At 72.0% G+C, this 13,982-nt stretch carries 17 protein-coding genes; 10 read left to right on the forward strand and 7 right to left on the reverse strand.

Annotated elements, in window-relative coordinates:
- Position 1: 1 nt before the first annotated feature.
- From ABZU52_RS08235 to ABZU52_RS08255, 5 genes are read right to left on the reverse strand one after another with little or no spacing between them, the layout of a single operon-like run.
- On the reverse strand, positions 2-1,363 hold the full coding sequence (locus ABZU52_RS08235; protein WP_354970369.1) for an ATP-binding protein: 1,362 nt from the start codon (positions 1,361-1,363) through the stop codon (positions 2-4).
- Positions 1,360-2,373 (reverse strand): SpoIIE family protein phosphatase, encoded by a 1,014-nt coding sequence (locus tag ABZU52_RS08240; protein WP_354970440.1) that lies wholly within the window; start codon positions 2,371-2,373, stop codon positions 1,360-1,362. Before ABZU52_RS08240 ends, ABZU52_RS08235 begins: the two co-directional genes overlap by 4 nt.
- On the reverse strand, positions 2,370-2,789 hold the full coding sequence (locus ABZU52_RS08245) for an anti-sigma regulatory factor (protein WP_354970370.1): 420 nt from the start codon (positions 2,787-2,789) through the stop codon (positions 2,370-2,372). Before ABZU52_RS08245 ends, ABZU52_RS08240 begins: the two co-directional genes overlap by 4 nt.
- On the reverse strand, positions 2,786-3,196 hold the full coding sequence (locus ABZU52_RS08250) for an STAS domain-containing protein (protein WP_354970371.1): 411 nt from the start codon (positions 3,194-3,196) through the stop codon (positions 2,786-2,788). The genes ABZU52_RS08245 and ABZU52_RS08250 overlap by 4 nt, the downstream gene beginning before the upstream one ends.
- Entirely contained in the window at positions 3,196-4,056 is an 861-nt protein-coding gene (locus tag ABZU52_RS08255; RefSeq protein ID WP_354970372.1) for an STAS domain-containing protein, read from the reverse strand. Before ABZU52_RS08255 ends, ABZU52_RS08250 begins: the two co-directional genes overlap by 1 nt.
- Before the next feature lie 163 nt (positions 4,057-4,219).
- Here ABZU52_RS08255 and ABZU52_RS08260 point away from each other — a divergent pair, with 163 nt between their 5' ends.
- Positions 4,220-4,576 carry an STAS domain-containing protein gene (locus ABZU52_RS08260; protein ID WP_354970373.1) on the forward strand — a complete coding sequence of 119 codons (357 nt, stop codon included), beginning with the start codon at positions 4,220-4,222 and terminating at the stop codon, positions 4,574-4,576.
- A gap of 13 nt (positions 4,577-4,589) precedes the next feature.
- Here ABZU52_RS08260 and ABZU52_RS08265 read toward each other — a convergent pair whose 3' ends face one another.
- A complete protein-coding gene (locus ABZU52_RS08265; protein WP_354970374.1) occupies positions 4,590-5,867 on the reverse strand; it encodes an MFS transporter in 1,278 nt (425 codons plus the stop codon).
- An 86-nt stretch (positions 5,868-5,953) separates the two neighbouring features.
- Between ABZU52_RS08265 and ABZU52_RS08270 the strand changes: the two genes are divergently transcribed.
- The 4 genes from ABZU52_RS08270 to ABZU52_RS08285 all read left to right on the forward strand — a co-directional run bounded on the left by ABZU52_RS08270 (position 5,954) and on the right by ABZU52_RS08285 (position 8,022).
- Positions 5,954-6,634 (forward strand): FadR/GntR family transcriptional regulator, encoded by a 681-nt coding sequence (locus ABZU52_RS08270; RefSeq protein ID WP_354970441.1) that lies wholly within the window; start codon positions 5,954-5,956, stop codon positions 6,632-6,634.
- A gap of 39 nt (positions 6,635-6,673) precedes the next feature.
- Positions 6,674-7,135: a large conductance mechanosensitive channel protein MscL gene (mscL, locus tag ABZU52_RS08275; RefSeq protein ID WP_354970375.1), complete on the forward strand. Its 462-nt coding sequence runs from the start codon at positions 6,674-6,676 to the stop codon at positions 7,133-7,135.
- An 81-nt stretch (positions 7,136-7,216) separates the two neighbouring features.
- Entirely contained in the window at positions 7,217-7,468 is a 252-nt protein-coding gene (locus ABZU52_RS08280; RefSeq protein WP_354970376.1) for a hypothetical protein, read from the forward strand.
- Between the two features lie 182 nt (positions 7,469-7,650).
- Complete coding sequence (locus tag ABZU52_RS08285; protein WP_354970377.1) at positions 7,651-8,022, forward strand: hypothetical protein; 372 nt, start codon at positions 7,651-7,653, stop codon at positions 8,020-8,022.
- On the opposite strand, the gene ABZU52_RS08290 is transcribed toward ABZU52_RS08285, so the two are convergent.
- Positions 7,935-9,185 (reverse strand): benzoate/H(+) symporter BenE family transporter, encoded by a 1,251-nt coding sequence (locus ABZU52_RS08290; protein WP_354970378.1) that lies wholly within the window; start codon positions 9,183-9,185, stop codon positions 7,935-7,937. The two genes, ABZU52_RS08285 and ABZU52_RS08290, sit on opposite strands and share 88 nt — an antisense overlap.
- 55 nt (positions 9,186-9,240) lie before the next feature.
- Between ABZU52_RS08290 and ABZU52_RS08295 the strand changes: the two genes are divergently transcribed.
- The 5 genes from ABZU52_RS08295 to ABZU52_RS08315 all read left to right on the forward strand — a co-directional run bounded on the left by ABZU52_RS08295 (position 9,241) and on the right by ABZU52_RS08315 (position 13,977).
- Positions 9,241-9,801 carry an XRE family transcriptional regulator gene (locus tag ABZU52_RS08295; protein WP_354970379.1) on the forward strand — a complete coding sequence of 187 codons (561 nt, stop codon included), beginning with the start codon at positions 9,241-9,243 and terminating at the stop codon, positions 9,799-9,801.
- Between the two features lie 115 nt (positions 9,802-9,916).
- Positions 9,917-10,636, forward strand: coding sequence for a protein phosphatase 2C domain-containing protein (locus tag ABZU52_RS08300; RefSeq protein ID WP_354970380.1), 720 nt, complete (start codon positions 9,917-9,919; stop codon positions 10,634-10,636).
- A 96-nt stretch (positions 10,637-10,732) separates the two neighbouring features.
- The gene (locus ABZU52_RS08305) at positions 10,733-11,923 is read left to right on the forward strand and encodes a GNAT family N-acetyltransferase (RefSeq protein ID WP_354970381.1); all 1,191 of its coding nucleotides are present in this window, start codon (positions 10,733-10,735) and stop codon (positions 11,921-11,923) included.
- Positions 11,924-11,965: 42 nt separating this feature from the next.
- Positions 11,966-12,715, forward strand: a complete 750-nt coding sequence (locus tag ABZU52_RS08310; protein ID WP_354970382.1) for a ZIP family zinc transporter — start codon at positions 11,966-11,968, stop codon at positions 12,713-12,715.
- 83 nt (positions 12,716-12,798) lie between these two features.
- A complete protein-coding gene (locus ABZU52_RS08315) occupies positions 12,799-13,977 on the forward strand; it encodes a hypothetical protein (RefSeq protein ID WP_354970442.1) in 1,179 nt (392 codons plus the stop codon).
- Positions 13,978-13,982: the final 5 nt, after the last annotated feature.

Genomic DNA, 13,982 nt, shown 5'->3' on the forward strand with positions numbered 1-13,982 from the left:
GTCACACTCCCCCGGTGGGCAGAGACAGCGTGAACGTGCTGCCCCGGCCCGGCGCGCTGGTCAGCTCCAGCGTCCCGCCGAGCAGCGTCACCAACCGCCGGGCGTACGGCAGCCCGAGGCCGGTGCCGCCGACCCGGGTGGCGCCGGGCACCTGGTAGAACTCCTCGAAGATCCGGTCGTGCAGCTCGGGAGCGATGCCCGGCCCGGTGTCGCTGACCTCGAACTGCCAGCGGTCGCCGTGTTGGCTGGCCCGCAGCCGCACCTCGCCGTGCTCGGTGAACTTCAACCCGTTGTGCAGCAGGTTGCGCAGCACCTGGCCGAGCAGCACCTCGTCGGTGCGCAGCAGGGCCGGCGCGGCCGGCTCCTCCACGACCAGCTCCACGTCCGGGCGGGTGGCCAGCGCGCGCAGGGTGCCGCGTAGTTGACCGAAGACCGGGCGCAGGTCGACCTCGGCCAGGTCCGGCTCGATCCGGCCGGATTCCGCCTTGGCCAGGTCGAGGAGTTCGTTGACCAGGTTGAGCAGGTCTGCCGCCGACGACCGGATCAGTTCGATCTGCCGGCCCTGCTCGTCGGTGAGCGGGTCGGAGGCGGAGTCGGTGAGCAGCCGCCCCAGGCCGATGATCGCGGTGACCGGGGCTCGCAGCTCGTGGCTCACGTTGGCCAGGAACCGGCTCTTCGACTCACTCGCCGCCCGGAGCTGGGCCGACTTCTCGTCCAGCTCGGCGTAGAGGGCGACGACGCCGCGGTTGGTCTCCTCCAACTCCTCGGTGAGCTGGTTGTAGAGCGCCAGCACGCCCCGGTTGGTCTCGGCCAGCTCCTCGTTCAGCACGGCCAGCTCGTCACGCTGACTGCGCACCTCGTCGAGTGCGGCGATGAGCTGCCCGTTCTGCACGGTCAGCTCGTCCAGCGCACTGGCCGGCGCGGTACGGCCGAGTTCGGCACGGAACTCGGCGAGCCGCTCCGGGGTCGGCGTCGGCGCGTTGGCCGGGACTCGTCGGGACATCCTTACGACCGTAACCCCCTCGACGGTCGAAGCGCTCAGTGAGTCGACCAGTCGGGCCACCGCGCCGGACTGCGGTTGGTAACGGCCGCCCGGAAGCGGGGAGATCGGGGCCAGGTCGGCGCGCAGGTGGAATCGGCCGTCGGCGGCGGCGTCGACGTGGAAGGAGACGTCGGCGCCACCGGTCATCCGCAGCAGGTCCCGGGCCACCTCGCTGAGCGCGGTGGCGATCCGCACCTGGTCCTGGTGTTCGAGGCCGACCACCGCGGCCACCTCGCGCCCCCGCTGGCGGATCACGAAGATGTCCTGTTCGACCCGCAGCGCCATCTGCAGCAGCGGCAGCGCGGCCGGCTCCCGGGTCATGCCCAGGACCTCGCGACCAGTACGCAGGCGTCGTCGCGGCGCACACCGGCGTCACGTAGTAGCGTCGCCGCCATGACCAGCGGGGATCGCTCCGCCAGGCCCGGGTAGTCGGTCATCCGCCACCGGTCGACCACCCCGTCGCTGTGCATCACCAGCCGGGCACCGGGACCGAACGGGTAGTCGTACTCCCGGATGGTCGGCCGTTGGTGGCCGGCGATGCCGGGCAGCGACACCAGCCCTCGGCGCTGGCCGTCACCCTCGACGATCGCGCCGGAGATGTTGCCCAGGCCGGCGTAGTGCAGCACGCCGGCCGTCGGCACCAACTCGGCGACCGCGAGCGCGGCGCCACGGGTGTGCGACATGCTCCGGTGCAGGTGACCGACCACCACCGCCGGTGGGCCGGCGGGGGCGTCCCGGAACGCGGCCAGCGCCGCGTCGGTGGCGGCCCCGGCCAGCGGGCCGTGCCCCAACCCGTCGCTGACCAGCACCTGGTGCCGCCCGTCGGCGACCCGGACCGCGTAGCCGTCACCGCTGACCGTCTCGCCGGTCAGCGGGCGGGTGAGGGCTCCGGCCCAGGACGGCCGGGCCGCCTCGGCCGGCCAGACCTGCACGGCGAGGACGGTGCCCCGGCCGGGCAGCGAGTATCCGTCGAACCAGCTGGACTGCCGGACGATGGCGCCCAGACCGATGCCGAGCGTGCCGGTGGTGGAGTGCCCGTCCCGAAACGAGACGGTCAGGTCGGCCATGCCGGGCCCGGAGTCGATGGCCACCAGCTCCACACCTGCCTGCCCGGCGCGGCGTACCGGCCGCAGCAGCAGGACACCGTCGTCGGCGTGCTTGACCAGGTTGCTGGTCAGCTCGGCCGCGACGATGGCGAGGTCGGCGATGCGCGCCTCGCCCATCTCCACCTGGGCGCCGAGGCGTTCGGCGGCACGCCGGACAGCGCTCGCCGCGCTGCTGGCCTCCACCCGGAACCAGATGCCACTGTCGGTGACCGGGTCCCCGATCACCGGGACCACTTGGTAACCGTGATCCGAGTACCGGTCTCCGCTGACGTCTCGATCTGGAACTCGTCGACCAGCCGTCGCGAACCACTGAGCCCGAGGCCGAGACCGCCGCCGCTGGTGTAGCCGTCGGTCATCGCCAGGTCAAGGTCGGCGATGCCCGGCCCGGAGTCGGCGAACAAGATCTGCACGCCCTTGCGTCGGCCGTTGTCCACGATCGTCACCTCGACCGAACCGCCGCCGCCGTACACCAGGGTGTTGCGGGCCAACTCGCTCGCTGCGGTGACCACCTTGGTCTGGTCGACCAGGGACAGCTTGACGGCCACCGCCACGGCCCGGACCAGCTGCCGGACGCGCACCACGTCCTCATCGCTCCGGACCGACTGCGCCTGCGGCTGGCCCAGTTCGATGCCCGCGGTCACGGCGTCGCCGTCTCGGCGTCCGGTTCGTCGTCGAGCTGGTAGTCGAGCTCGTCGGCGTGGGCCGCCGCGATCAGCTCCATGCCGCGCTCGACGTTCAGCGCGGTACGGATGCCGTTCAGCGACAGCCCCAGTTCGACAAGGGTGATGGCGACGGCGGGGCGCATCCCGACAACCACCGTCTCCGCGTCGAGCACCTTGGAGATCGACGCGATGGTGGAGAGCATCCGCCCGACGAAGGAGTCGACGATGTCCAGTGCGGTGATGTCGATGATGACGCCGTGGCAGCCGGTGGCCACGATCCGCTCGGCGAGATCGTCCTGAAGCTGGACCGCCGTCTGGTCGGACATGTCGAGCTGGATGGAGACGAGCAGGATGTCGCCGATCTTGAGGATCGGTACGCGTTCCATCAGACGCCCCGGCGCGGCTGGCGGCGGGCGGTCTCCACCCCGGTCAGTCGCAGCACGTGGCGCAGCGCGTCGGCGAGGCTCGCCTTGGTGGCGATGTCCCCGAACTCGATGCCGAGCGCCACGATGGTCTGCGCGATCTGCGGGCGGATGCCGGAGATGATGCAGTCGGCGCCCATCAGCCGGGCGGCCACCACGGTCTTCAGGATGTGCTGGGCGACCTGGGTGTCCACCGCCGGTACGCCGGTGATGTCGATGATCGCGTACGGCGAGCCGGTGTCGACCAGGGTCTGCAGCAGACGCTCCATGACGACCTGGGCCCGGGCCGAGTCCAGGGTGCCGACCAGCGGGACGGCGACCACACCCTCCCAGAGCTTGACCACCGGCGTGGAGAGTTCGAGCAGCTGCTCGGCCTGATCGGCGATCAGGCTCTCCCGGGTGCGGACGAAGCTCTCGAAGGTGAACAGCCCCATCTCGTCGACCAGCTTCGAGAAGGCGACGTAGTCGTGCAGCGCGTTCGCGCCGCCGGTCTCCTGCACCAGCTCGGCCAGCACGTCCTTCAACGCGAAGACGCTGATCGTGGTCTCGGTGGCGGAGAAGCCCTGCCGGGCCCGGCCACGGGACAGCTCGGAGAGCGCGGCGCGCAGTTCCCCGGCGCTGTCGGCGGACAGGTCGATGGTGCCCTGCTCGCCGCTGACGACGATGGCGCGGTGCAGGTCCTGGACCTGACGGCGCAGCTCCGCCTGGCTCAGCCGGCCTCGCAACGAACTGGTGACGATCTCGGTCCACCGAGTCGTGACCCGTTCGTCCTGCCCACTGAGCAGCGCGGCGAGCCGACCACTTTCTTCGGTGCTCAACGCCATTTCGAACCCCCTTGACCTGGACCGGGCGGACTCTATCACCGGGGGCCGACCAACTACTTGCCCCGTAGCAACGGAATGGCGATGGCCACCGGACACCGGCTCCCGTTCTACGTTCGGCAGTGGTCGTGGGATACCGTTCCCCCGATAACAGGAGGTCTGGCGAATGTCGTTGACGGTGCACACGGAACAACGCGGCGACGTGGTCGTCGTGGCGGTCGCGGGCGAGCTGGACATGGCAACCGCCCCGCAGTTGCAGGACCAGATCACCGACCTGCTCGACAAGGGCCGTAACCGGCTGGTGTTCGACCTGGCGGAGGTCTCGTTCTGCGACTCGACCGGGCTGTCGGTCTTCGTCCGCGCGAAGAACAGCTGCGACGAGGCTGGCGGCGTGGTCCGGCTGGCCGCCCCGCAGCGCGGCGTACTGCGCATCCTTGAGGTGAGCGGGCTGGTCGAGGTGCTGCACACCTACCCGACGGTGGATGAGGCAGTCGCCGGCGAACCAACGCCGACTTCCTCCTGACCGTCAGCGTTCGTCACTCGTCCTCGACGTAACGGGGACGAGCGATCGCCATGCCCGCCGTCGTCTGCACGGCGAGGGCGCCCAGGAGGAACCCGATCGGCGCGGTCCAGCCGCCGGTGGCCTCGTAGAGGATGCCGACCAGCAGCGGGCCGAGGGCGGCGATCACGTACCCGGTGCTCTGCGCGAACGCGGAGAGCGCGACGGTCCCCTCGGCGGTGCGGGCGCGCAGGCCGATGGCGGTCAGGATCATCGGGAACGCGCCCTGGCCGATCGCCAGGAGGGCGACCCAGAGCAGCGCGGCACCGTGCGGTGCGAGCGCCAACCCCAGGTAGGCCAGCGCGGACGCGGTGGTCAACCCGAGCACCAATGGACGCAGGCTGCCCAGCCGGCCGGCCAGGGTGGGCATCAGCAACGCGATCGGTACGCCGAGCGCGGTCACCCCGGCGAGCAGCAGCCCGGCCGACTCCGGATGGTAACCGGCGTCGCGGAAGAGTTGGGCCAGCCAGCCCATGATCGCGTACCCGCTGAGCGACTGCGCCCCGAAGTAGACGGCCATCGCCCAACCGAGCCGGGTTCGCGCCGGCCGGACCCGCGCCGGCGTGGCGACGGCCGCCGTCGGGGTCGCCCGCCGCGCGCCTGCCCGGGTCCGCAGCGCCAGCGGCACCCACGGGAGTACGGCCACCGCGGCCATCGCGGCCCAGACGCCGAGCCCGGCCCGCCAGGACCCGAAGGCGTGCGCGATCGGCACCGCGGAGGCGGCAGCCACCGTGGTACCCACCGTCAACGTCATGGTGTACGCCCCGGTGACCAGGCCGGTGCGGTGCGGGAAGTGCTGCTTGACCAGCATCGGCAGCAGGATGTTGGCGACCGCGATGCCGGACAGCGCCAGCGCGCTGGTGAGCACGAAGATCAAGGCCGAGTCGGTGGCGACCCGCAGCACCTGGCCAACGGCGAGGGCGAGCATGGCGACCACCAGCACCCGGGCCGGTGCCACCCGGCGGACCAGCCACGGGGTGAGCGCGCCCAGGCCGGCGAACGCGATGGTCGGCAGGGTGGTGACCAGACCGGCGGTGACGCCGGAGAGGCCCAGCCCGTCGCGGACCTCGTCGAGCAGGGCGCCGAGGCTGGTCACCACGGCACGCAGGTTCAGCGCGACCAGCAGCATCCCGACCAACACCAGCGCGCCACCGGTCGCCGGGTGGGTCCGGCCGCCCGCAGCGTCGCCCGTCGGGCGGGTGTCAACGGCGACGGGGGCGGGCGGGGCCGGAGCAGCGATGGGTGGCGGGGTCATGGCCTCTAACCTACAATCATGGGATGAATTTGGGACCGGTGATGTAACCAGTGCCACCGTCGGTTGAATTCCCCTCCGCCCCACCGGTGCCGCCCCCCGGCCAGCCACCCGTGCCACCGCGCGGCCACCGGGTCCGGCAGACCACCGAGCAGCTCCGCGCCCGGATCCTCGGCGGCGAATGGCCCGTCGGCGGGCGCATCCCCACCGAGCCACAACTCGTCGCCGCGCTGGGCGTGGGGCGCAACACGGTCCGCGAGGCGGTCCGCGCCCTGGTGCACGCCGGGGTGCTGGAATGCCGGCAGGGCTCCGGCACGTACGTGGTGTCCACCGACGAACTGGCACCGGTGGTCGCCCGCCGACTCGCCGACGACCGGATGGCCGAGGTCATCGAGGTACGCCGTGCCTTCGAGGTGGAGGCCGCCCGGCTCGCCGCGCTGAGGCGTACCCCGGAGGACCTGGCGGCGCTCGACGGCGCGCTCGCCCAGCGCGAGGCCGCCTGGCACGGCGGCCGGGTCGACGCGTTCGTCGAGGCCGACGCGGCACTGCACACGGCGGTGGTCGCCGCCGCGCACAACGCCATGCTCGCCGAGCTGTACGCCTCGGTCGGCACCGCCCTGCGCAGCACTGTCGCCCAGGCCATGGGTGAGGCACTCACCCCCGAGCGCTACGTCGACCACACCCGGTTGGTCGAGGCGATCCGGGCCGGCGATCCCGGCCGGGCGGCGCTCGAAGCCGGCGCTTTTCTGGAACCCGCCGAACGGGCATAGGTTGTGCCCGACAGAAAAGCGGACACCTCGGGAGTACGAATGCTCAAGGGCTTCAAAGACTTCATCATGCGCGGCAACGTCGTCGACCTGGCGGTCGGTGTCGTCATCGGCGCCGCGTTCACGGGCGTGGTCACCGCCCTCACCAACTCGTTCCTCAAGCCGATCATCAAGCTGGTCGGCGGTGGCGAAGATCAGTTCGCTGGCCAGTGGGAGATCAGCAAGGGCAACTTCATGGACTGGGCGGGGTTCATCAACGCCCTGATCACGTTTCTGCTCACCGCGGCGGTGCTCTACTTCTTCGTGGTGTTCCCGATGAACAAGCTGGCCGAGCGTCGGCAGCGGGGCGAGGAGCCGCCGCCGGCGGCGCCAAGCGAGGAGGTCAAGCTGCTCACCGAGATCCGGGACGCCCTGGTCTCCGCCGGTCACACCACCCCGGGCCAGCAGCGCGGGGCGCTGGACGACGTGCTGGGCCGTCGCACCGAGCCGCCGACGCAGCGCTGACCCGAACGGATGCACATCGGCCCCTGTGGGATTCCCGCAGGGGCCGCACCTTCTCGTACGTGTGTTCGATAGAGTCCCGGCATGGAGCAGCGAAAGCACTGGTGGAACGGGAAGTGGGGGCGACTGGCCCGGCGGGACGTCTTCCTGCGGGTGGACGCCGACCGGTGGCACGTCGAGCAGCGGGCCGGCGGCGCCGAGGGCATCTCCCGTTTCTACGAGTACGGCAGTGCGGACGAGGCCGAGGAGACCGTCCGGGCGCTGCTCGACGGCCCGGACACCTGGCGGGAGCTGTCCCCCCGCCCGCCCGGCGGCTGGACCCTCCCGAACGGCTGAACGGACGGGTCCGTCGCCCGGAGGCGGTGCCGCTCTTCACGGTGATGACTCTGCGGCATCGTGATGCCACCCAGTCATCACGCTCTCCAGCCCCATCGCTTCGAGAGCCGTGCGCCAGAGCGAAGCGCGGCGCCTGCGAGCGACGGCGTTTAGCGGCGCGCGGCCCCGGGAACCGCAGCGAGATGGATCAGCAGGACGCGCAGCAGGCGACCATCTCGCGGATCACCACCGGGATGCCGGTGATCGATTCAGCCGGCACCGAAGTCGGGACCGTGGACCTCGTCCAGCGGGGCGACCCGAACGCGGTGACCGTCCAGACACCCACCGCCGACCCCGGCAGCAGCCTGGACGAGCTGATCGAGGCGACCGCGGTCGAGGAGCCGGACGTGCCGGCCGATCTGGCGGCGCGGCTGCTGCACAGCGGCTACCTGAAGGTCTCGACCGAGCTGACCCGCACCGGCGCGGTCTACGTACCGGCCGACCGGATCGGGTCGGTGGCCGACGGCCGGGTCCTCCTGGCCGTGGGTGTGGCCGACCTGCCGCCCGAGGAGTGACCCCACTGCCCTGATCGGCTGTGGAAGAGCAGCAGCATCAGGCAGCCGGCGACCAGGCCCCAGAACGCGCCGCCCACGCCGATCAGCGTCACCCCGGACGCGGTCACCACGAAGGTGACCACGGCGGCCTCGCGGGTCGCCGGGTCGGTCACCGCCGACGCGAGCGCGGTGGCGAGGGCGCCCAGGAGCGCCAGCCCAGCGACCGCCTCGATGAGGATCGGTGGGGCGACCGCGACCAGTGTGGTGGCCACGCCGGCGCCCAGGCCGAGCACGGCCAGCCCGGCGCCGGCGGTGACCGAGGCGATCCACCGGCGCTCCGGATCCGGGTGCGCATCGGGGCCGGCGGCCAGCGCGGCGGTGATCGCCGCGAGGTTCACCGCGTGCCCGCCGGCCGGGGCGGCGAGCAGACTGGCCAGGCCGGTGGTCCGCAGCGCGGCGCCGAACGGCGGACGGTAGCCGTAGCCGACCAGCACGGCCATGCCGGGTACGTTCTGCGCGGCCATGGTGACCAGGAACAGCGGCAGGGCCAGCCCGACCAGGGCGGACGCGTTCCAGGCCGGCGCGGTCAACGTGACCGATGGGATCAGCGCGGCACCGGTCAGGCCGGCCGGCGGTGTGGTCAGCGCGATCGCCACCACCGCCACCACCAGCGCGCCGGGCACCGCCCAGCGGCGGGCGAACCGGTGCAGCAGCAGCCAGCCGACCACCACCGGCCCGGCCACCATCGGCAGTTCGACCAGCGCGCGGACCGGGGCGGTGCACAGCGGCAGCAGCACCCCGGCGAGCATCGCGCCGGCCACCGGCTTGGGGATGGCGGCCACCGCCCGGCCGAGTGGCGGGAACAGCCCGGCCGCGACGATCAGCAGACTGGAGACGAGGAACGCGCCCACCGCTACCCGCCATCCGCCCGGCGGTGGTCCGGTCGCCACCAGCAGCGCCGCGCCCGGAGTGGACCAGGCCGCGCTCATCGGTATCCGGTACCGCCAGCCCAGCCATGCGGCGACGAGTCCGCTCGCCACGCAGAGAGCGAGCAGGCCGGAGGCGGCCTGCGCGTCGGACGCGCCCGCCGCCCGGAGCCCGGCCAGCACGACGGTGAACGAACTGGCGAAGCCCACCAGCGCGGTCACCACCCCCGCCAGCACCGGTTGCACGCGTCCGGCCACCCCACCCTCCCGACTGTTCCGTTTACGGAACGGAAGCGTGTAGCACGATAGCCGGGTGCCGCACCCACCACCAGACCCGCGTCCGGGCCTCGACGTGGATCCCGCCGTCGTCGGCCGCCGGGTCCGTGCCCTACGCGAGGAGCGAGGGCTCTCGCTGTCCACACTCGCCCGGCTCGCCGGTATCGGAAAGGCCACCCTCTCCGGCCTGGAGCACGGCACCCGCAACCCGACCCTGGAGACGCTCTGGGCGGTCACCGCGCAGCTCGGCGTACCGTTCACCGCCCTGCTGGCCGAACCCGCGACCGAGCCCACAGTGCACGGCACCGCGGTCACCGCCACCCTGCTGGAGGTGTTCACCGACACCGATGCGACCTACGAGCTGTACCGGATGCGGGTCGCGCCCGGCGTCACCCAGCTCTCCCCCGCCCACGCGCCGGGGGTCACCGAGCACATCACCGTGTTCGCCGGGGTGCTGCGCGCCGGGCCGGTCGACGCACCGCTGACCGCCCCGGCCGGTGGTCACCTCCGCTGGGTGTCGGACGTGCCGCACAGCTACGCGGCGGTGGGTGACGAGGAGGTGGCCGCCAGCCTGCTACTGCGCTATCCGCGCCGCTGAGGCGCGGCCGATCGGTCACCGACCGTTCTACCGGTCGACGAAAATCGCAATCATTTCTCGACCGAGGTAGGAGGCGTAGAGACGAATGCGGGTTGTTCTTGGCAAGCTTGACCCCATGACGCTCATCCTCCGCTCGGTCATCCTCAACGACATTGGCTTGGTGCGCACCAACAACGAGGACTCCGCCCTCGCCGGTGACCGCCTGATCGCGGTCGCCGACGGCATGGGTGGGCTGCCTGCGGGCGAGGTGGCGAGCGAGATCGTGATCCGGATCCTGGACGAGCTGGCTCCGCCCACCGACCCCGACGGCGCCGCCGACGCTCTGCGTGCCGTGGTCAGCACCGCCAACCAGCGCATCCACGCCGCCATCACCGTCGACCCGAGCCGGGACGGCATGGGGACGACGCTCACCGCGGCGCTGCTGGCCGGGGAGACGCTGGTGCTGGCCCAGGTGGGCGACTCCCGCTGCTACCTGCTGCGCGACGGGGAGCTGACCCAGCTCACCCGGGACGACACGTTCGTGCAGGCACTTGTCGATCAGGGCACCCTCTCTCCCGAGCAGGCCCGCCACCACCCGCAGCGGTCCCTGGTGACCCGGGCCGTGCAGGGCGCCGACACCCCACCCGCGGTGGGTGTGCTCGCCGTGGTCCCCGGCGACCGGCTGCTGCTGTGCAGCGACGGGCTCTCCGACTACGTCGAGGACGAGGCCATCGCGGCGGCCCTGGGCATGTACGCAGACCGCCAGCAGTGCGGTGAGCAGTTGGTGAAGCTCGCCCACCACGCCGGCGCGCCGGACAACGTCACAGTCGTGGTCTCCGACGTCGTCGCCCGCTGACCTCGGCGCCGCGGCGACCGGGGTGGCTCGGCGGACGGCCCGGCAGATCGGGCCAATCCGGTTGCTGCGACCCGCGCGGCGGGTTGAGATGGGCGAATGACCATCCGCCGGGTGACCGACGACGACCGTCTCACCACCAGCTTTCCGCTCGCCGCGTACGCCTTCGAGTCCTCGCCGCTCAGTGCTGCCCGGACCGCGGAGTTCCGCGACTACCTGCCCTACAACCAGGGCAACCGGACGCTGATCGCCGAGGAGGACGGCACCACGTTGGCCGCCGTCTCGGCCATTCCGATGCGACAGAACCTGCGTGGCGTGGTGCTGCCGATGGCCGGTGTCGCCGGGGTGGCGACCCATCCACTGGCCCGCCGGCAGGGGCACGTCCGGACGTTGCTGCACCAACTCCTCGACGAGATGCGCGACGAGGGGCATTCGCTCAGCGCGCTCTATCCGTTCCGGCCCAGCTTCTACGCCCGGTTCGGCTACGCCGGGCTGCCCAAGCCACGGCGGGTCACCTTCACCCCGGCCAACCTGGGCTCGCTGCTCACGGTGGAGCTGCCCGGCGAGGTGGGCTGGGAACGCATCGCCGCCGGCTATCCGGCGTGGCGGGCGTTCACCGAGCGCAACCTCCAGGAACGACACGGCTTCGCGATCTTCCCGGAGCACCGGGCGATCGGAATGCGCGACCGGGACGAGTTCTGGCTGCTCACCGCACGGGTGGCCGGGGAGGTCACCGGTGCGGTGACGTACCGGATCGACGAACACGGCGGCACGCTGCACGGCAACGAACTGCTGGTCACCGATCCGCTCGCGCGGGCGCTGCTGTTGCAGTTCTTCGCCCGGCACGTCGACCAGATCGAGCGGGTCACCGTTCAGGTGCCGCCGGACGAGTTGCCCGAGCTGTGGCTGACCGACCTGGACGTGCACGTCGAGGCCCGGACGGCAGTGCCGGGCTCGTCCGCGCCGATGGCCCGGCTGCTGTCGCTGGACGCGTTGCGCGGGCTGCCCGCCGGCTCGGGCCGGGTGCGGATCGAGCTGACCGGGGACCGTTGGCTGGCCGGCACCCACCTGCTCGACGGCACGACCGGCGCGCTGGAGCTGGTCGACGACACCACCGGCCGCGCGCCGACGGCCACGCTCACCGCCGCCGGGCTCTCCGCCCTCGCGTACGGGGTGCTGGACCCGGCCGAGCTGCCGCTACGCGGCCTTGGCGAGGTTCCGGGGGACGCCGCCACGGAGCTACGCGGCCTGTTCCCCCGCCGGGTGCCGTACCTCTTCGCCGACTTCTGAGCGCGGTTTGCCACCCGGGCCGCACCGGGTACGTTCCCCAGAATGCCGGAGTGGTTACAGGCGGGTGGCTGGGGACTGCTGGCCGGGTCGGCGCTGCTGATCGGGGCGGCGGTCGGCTGGTTCGTCCGCGTCCCGCAGCGGCTCACCGCGTCGATCATGGCGTTCGGCGCGGGGGTGCTGCTCTCCGCGGTCTCCTACGAGCTGATCGAGGTCGCCCACGACCAGGGCGGAATGCTGCCCACCGTGATCGGCGCGGCCGGCGGCACGGGTGCGTACACCCTCGCCAACGTGGCGCTGGCCCGGCGCGGCGCGCGTCATCGCAAGCGGTCCGGCGAGCAGCAGCCCTCCGAGGGCGAGCAGCCCGGCTCCGGGTCGGCGATCGCGGTGGGCGCGCTCCTCGACGGCGTACCGGAATCGGTGGTGATCGGCGCCAGCCTGCTCAGCGGCGGCGCGGTCAGCCTGGTCACGGTGGCGGCGGTGTTCCTCAGCAACGTTCCGGAGGGGTTGTCCAGCGCGGCCGGCATGCGCCAGGCCGGCCGCACCCGACGGTACGTCTTCCTGCTCTGGACCGGGATCGCGCTGATCAGTGGCGTCGCCGCGCTGGTCGGCAACACCCTGCTGGGCGGCGCGCCGCCGGAGGTGCTGGCCGCCATCACGGCGTTGGCCGCCGGGGCGATCCTCGCCATGATCACCGACACCATGGTCCCGGAGGCGTTCGAGGACGCGCACCTGCTGGTCGGTCTGATCACGGTCGCCGGTTTCCTGACCGCCTTCGCCCTCTCCCACGTCTGACGATGGCGGCTTAGCAGTGCATTAAACCGGCTCGGCGGATTCGTCGCGACGCCGTCGTGGCTCCTAGCATCACCAGGGTGCGCATGACATCGCTTGCCGCTCTCCTCGTCCTCGGTGTCGCCACCGCGACCCTGCCCGCCTGCGCCCCCAACGACCCGGCCCCCGCCTTCGAGGCCGGCTCGTCCGCTTCGCCGTCGCCGAGCGGCGGCCAGGCCGAAGCGCCGGTGGCCCGGGACGGCCTCGGCGGCCCCGGGGCCAGCGCGAGCCCGAAGCCCGCCACCAAGGTGCTCGCGGCCGGCAACCCGAACGGCAAGGCCACGGTGCCGGCCGAGGCACGGGCGGTGGACACCTCGAAGCCGACCCGGACCATCGGCACCGGCACCCCGGCGAGCTGCACCTCCGCAGCGGTGGTCAAGGCCGTCGCGGCCGGCGGTGTCATCACGTTCAACTGTGGACCGGCCCCGGTGACGATCAAGATGGCCGCCACCGCGAAGGTCCGCAACGCCAACGGGCCGAAGGTCGTGCTGGACGGCGGCGGCACTGTCACGCTCAGCGGCCAGGGGCAGCGCCGCATCCTCTACATGAACACCTGCGACGAGGCCCAGGGCTTCACCACCTCGCACTGCCAGAACCAGGATCACCCGCAGCTCACCGTGCAGAACCTGACCTTCGCCGACGGCAACTCCACAGGCGAGAAGGCCGAGGGCGGCGGCGGTGGGGCGATCTTCGTACGCGGCGGGCGGTTGAAGGTGGTCAACTCGCGCTTCGTCCGCAACCGCTGCGACCGCACCGGCCCCGACCTGGGCGGCGCGGCCATCCGAGTGCTGAGCCAGTACGAGAACAAGCCGGTGTACGTCGTGGGCAGCACCTTCGACGGCGGTTCCTGCTCCAACGGAGGCGCGCTGAGCAGCATCGGCGTCTCCTGGGTGGTGCTGAACAGCCTGCTGAGGAACAACGAGGCGATCGGCAGCGGCGCCAACCCGGCCAAGTCCGGCACACCGGGCGGCGGCAGCGGCGGCGCGATCTACTGCGACGGCAACGAGTTCACCGTACGGCTCGCCGGCACGATCATCGAGAACAACAAGGCCAACGAGGGCGGCGGCGCGGTCTTCTTCGTGAGCAACAACCGCACCGGCACGATGAAGATCGAGAACTCGACCCTTCGCCGCAACCCCAGCGCCAAGTTCGAGACCCGCGGCTTCCCCGGCATCTTCTTCCTCGGCGCCCGCAACCCCACGGTGACCGGCTCCAAGCTGAGCTGAGGCTG

The sequence above is a fragment of the Micromonospora sp. NPDC005220 genome (assembly GCF_040607895.1).
In the GTDB taxonomy this organism is placed as follows: domain Bacteria; phylum Actinomycetota; class Actinomycetes; order Mycobacteriales; family Micromonosporaceae; genus Micromonospora.

Coding starts and splice junctions, on each gene's coding strand:
- ABZU52_RS08235 (WP_354970369.1), bottom strand. CDS start 1,363: ATGACCCGGGAGCCGGCCGCGCTGCCGCTGCTGCAGATGGCGCTGCGG.
- ABZU52_RS08250 (WP_354970371.1), bottom strand. CDS start 3,196: ATGGAACGCGTACCGATCCTCAAGATCGGCGACATCCTGCTCGTCTCC.
- ABZU52_RS08255 (WP_354970372.1), bottom strand. CDS start 4,056: ATGGCGTTGAGCACCGAAGAAAGTGGTCGGCTCGCCGCGCTGCTCAGT.
- ABZU52_RS08260 (WP_354970373.1), top strand. CDS start 4,220: ATGTCGTTGACGGTGCACACGGAACAACGCGGCGACGTGGTCGTCGTG.
- ABZU52_RS08265 (WP_354970374.1), bottom strand. CDS start 5,867: ATGACCCCGCCACCCATCGCTGCTCCGGCCCCGCCCGCCCCCGTCGCC.
- mscL (WP_354970375.1), top strand. CDS start 6,674: ATGCTCAAGGGCTTCAAAGACTTCATCATGCGCGGCAACGTCGTCGAC.
- ABZU52_RS08280 (WP_354970376.1), top strand. CDS start 7,217: ATGGAGCAGCGAAAGCACTGGTGGAACGGGAAGTGGGGGCGACTGGCC.
- ABZU52_RS08285 (WP_354970377.1), top strand. CDS start 7,651: ATGGATCAGCAGGACGCGCAGCAGGCGACCATCTCGCGGATCACCACC.
- ABZU52_RS08300 (WP_354970380.1), top strand. CDS start 9,917: ATGACGCTCATCCTCCGCTCGGTCATCCTCAACGACATTGGCTTGGTG.
- ABZU52_RS08305 (WP_354970381.1), top strand. CDS start 10,733: ATGACCATCCGCCGGGTGACCGACGACGACCGTCTCACCACCAGCTTT.
- ABZU52_RS08310 (WP_354970382.1), top strand. CDS start 11,966: ATGCCGGAGTGGTTACAGGCGGGTGGCTGGGGACTGCTGGCCGGGTCG.
- ABZU52_RS08315 (WP_354970442.1), top strand. CDS start 12,799: ATGACATCGCTTGCCGCTCTCCTCGTCCTCGGTGTCGCCACCGCGACC.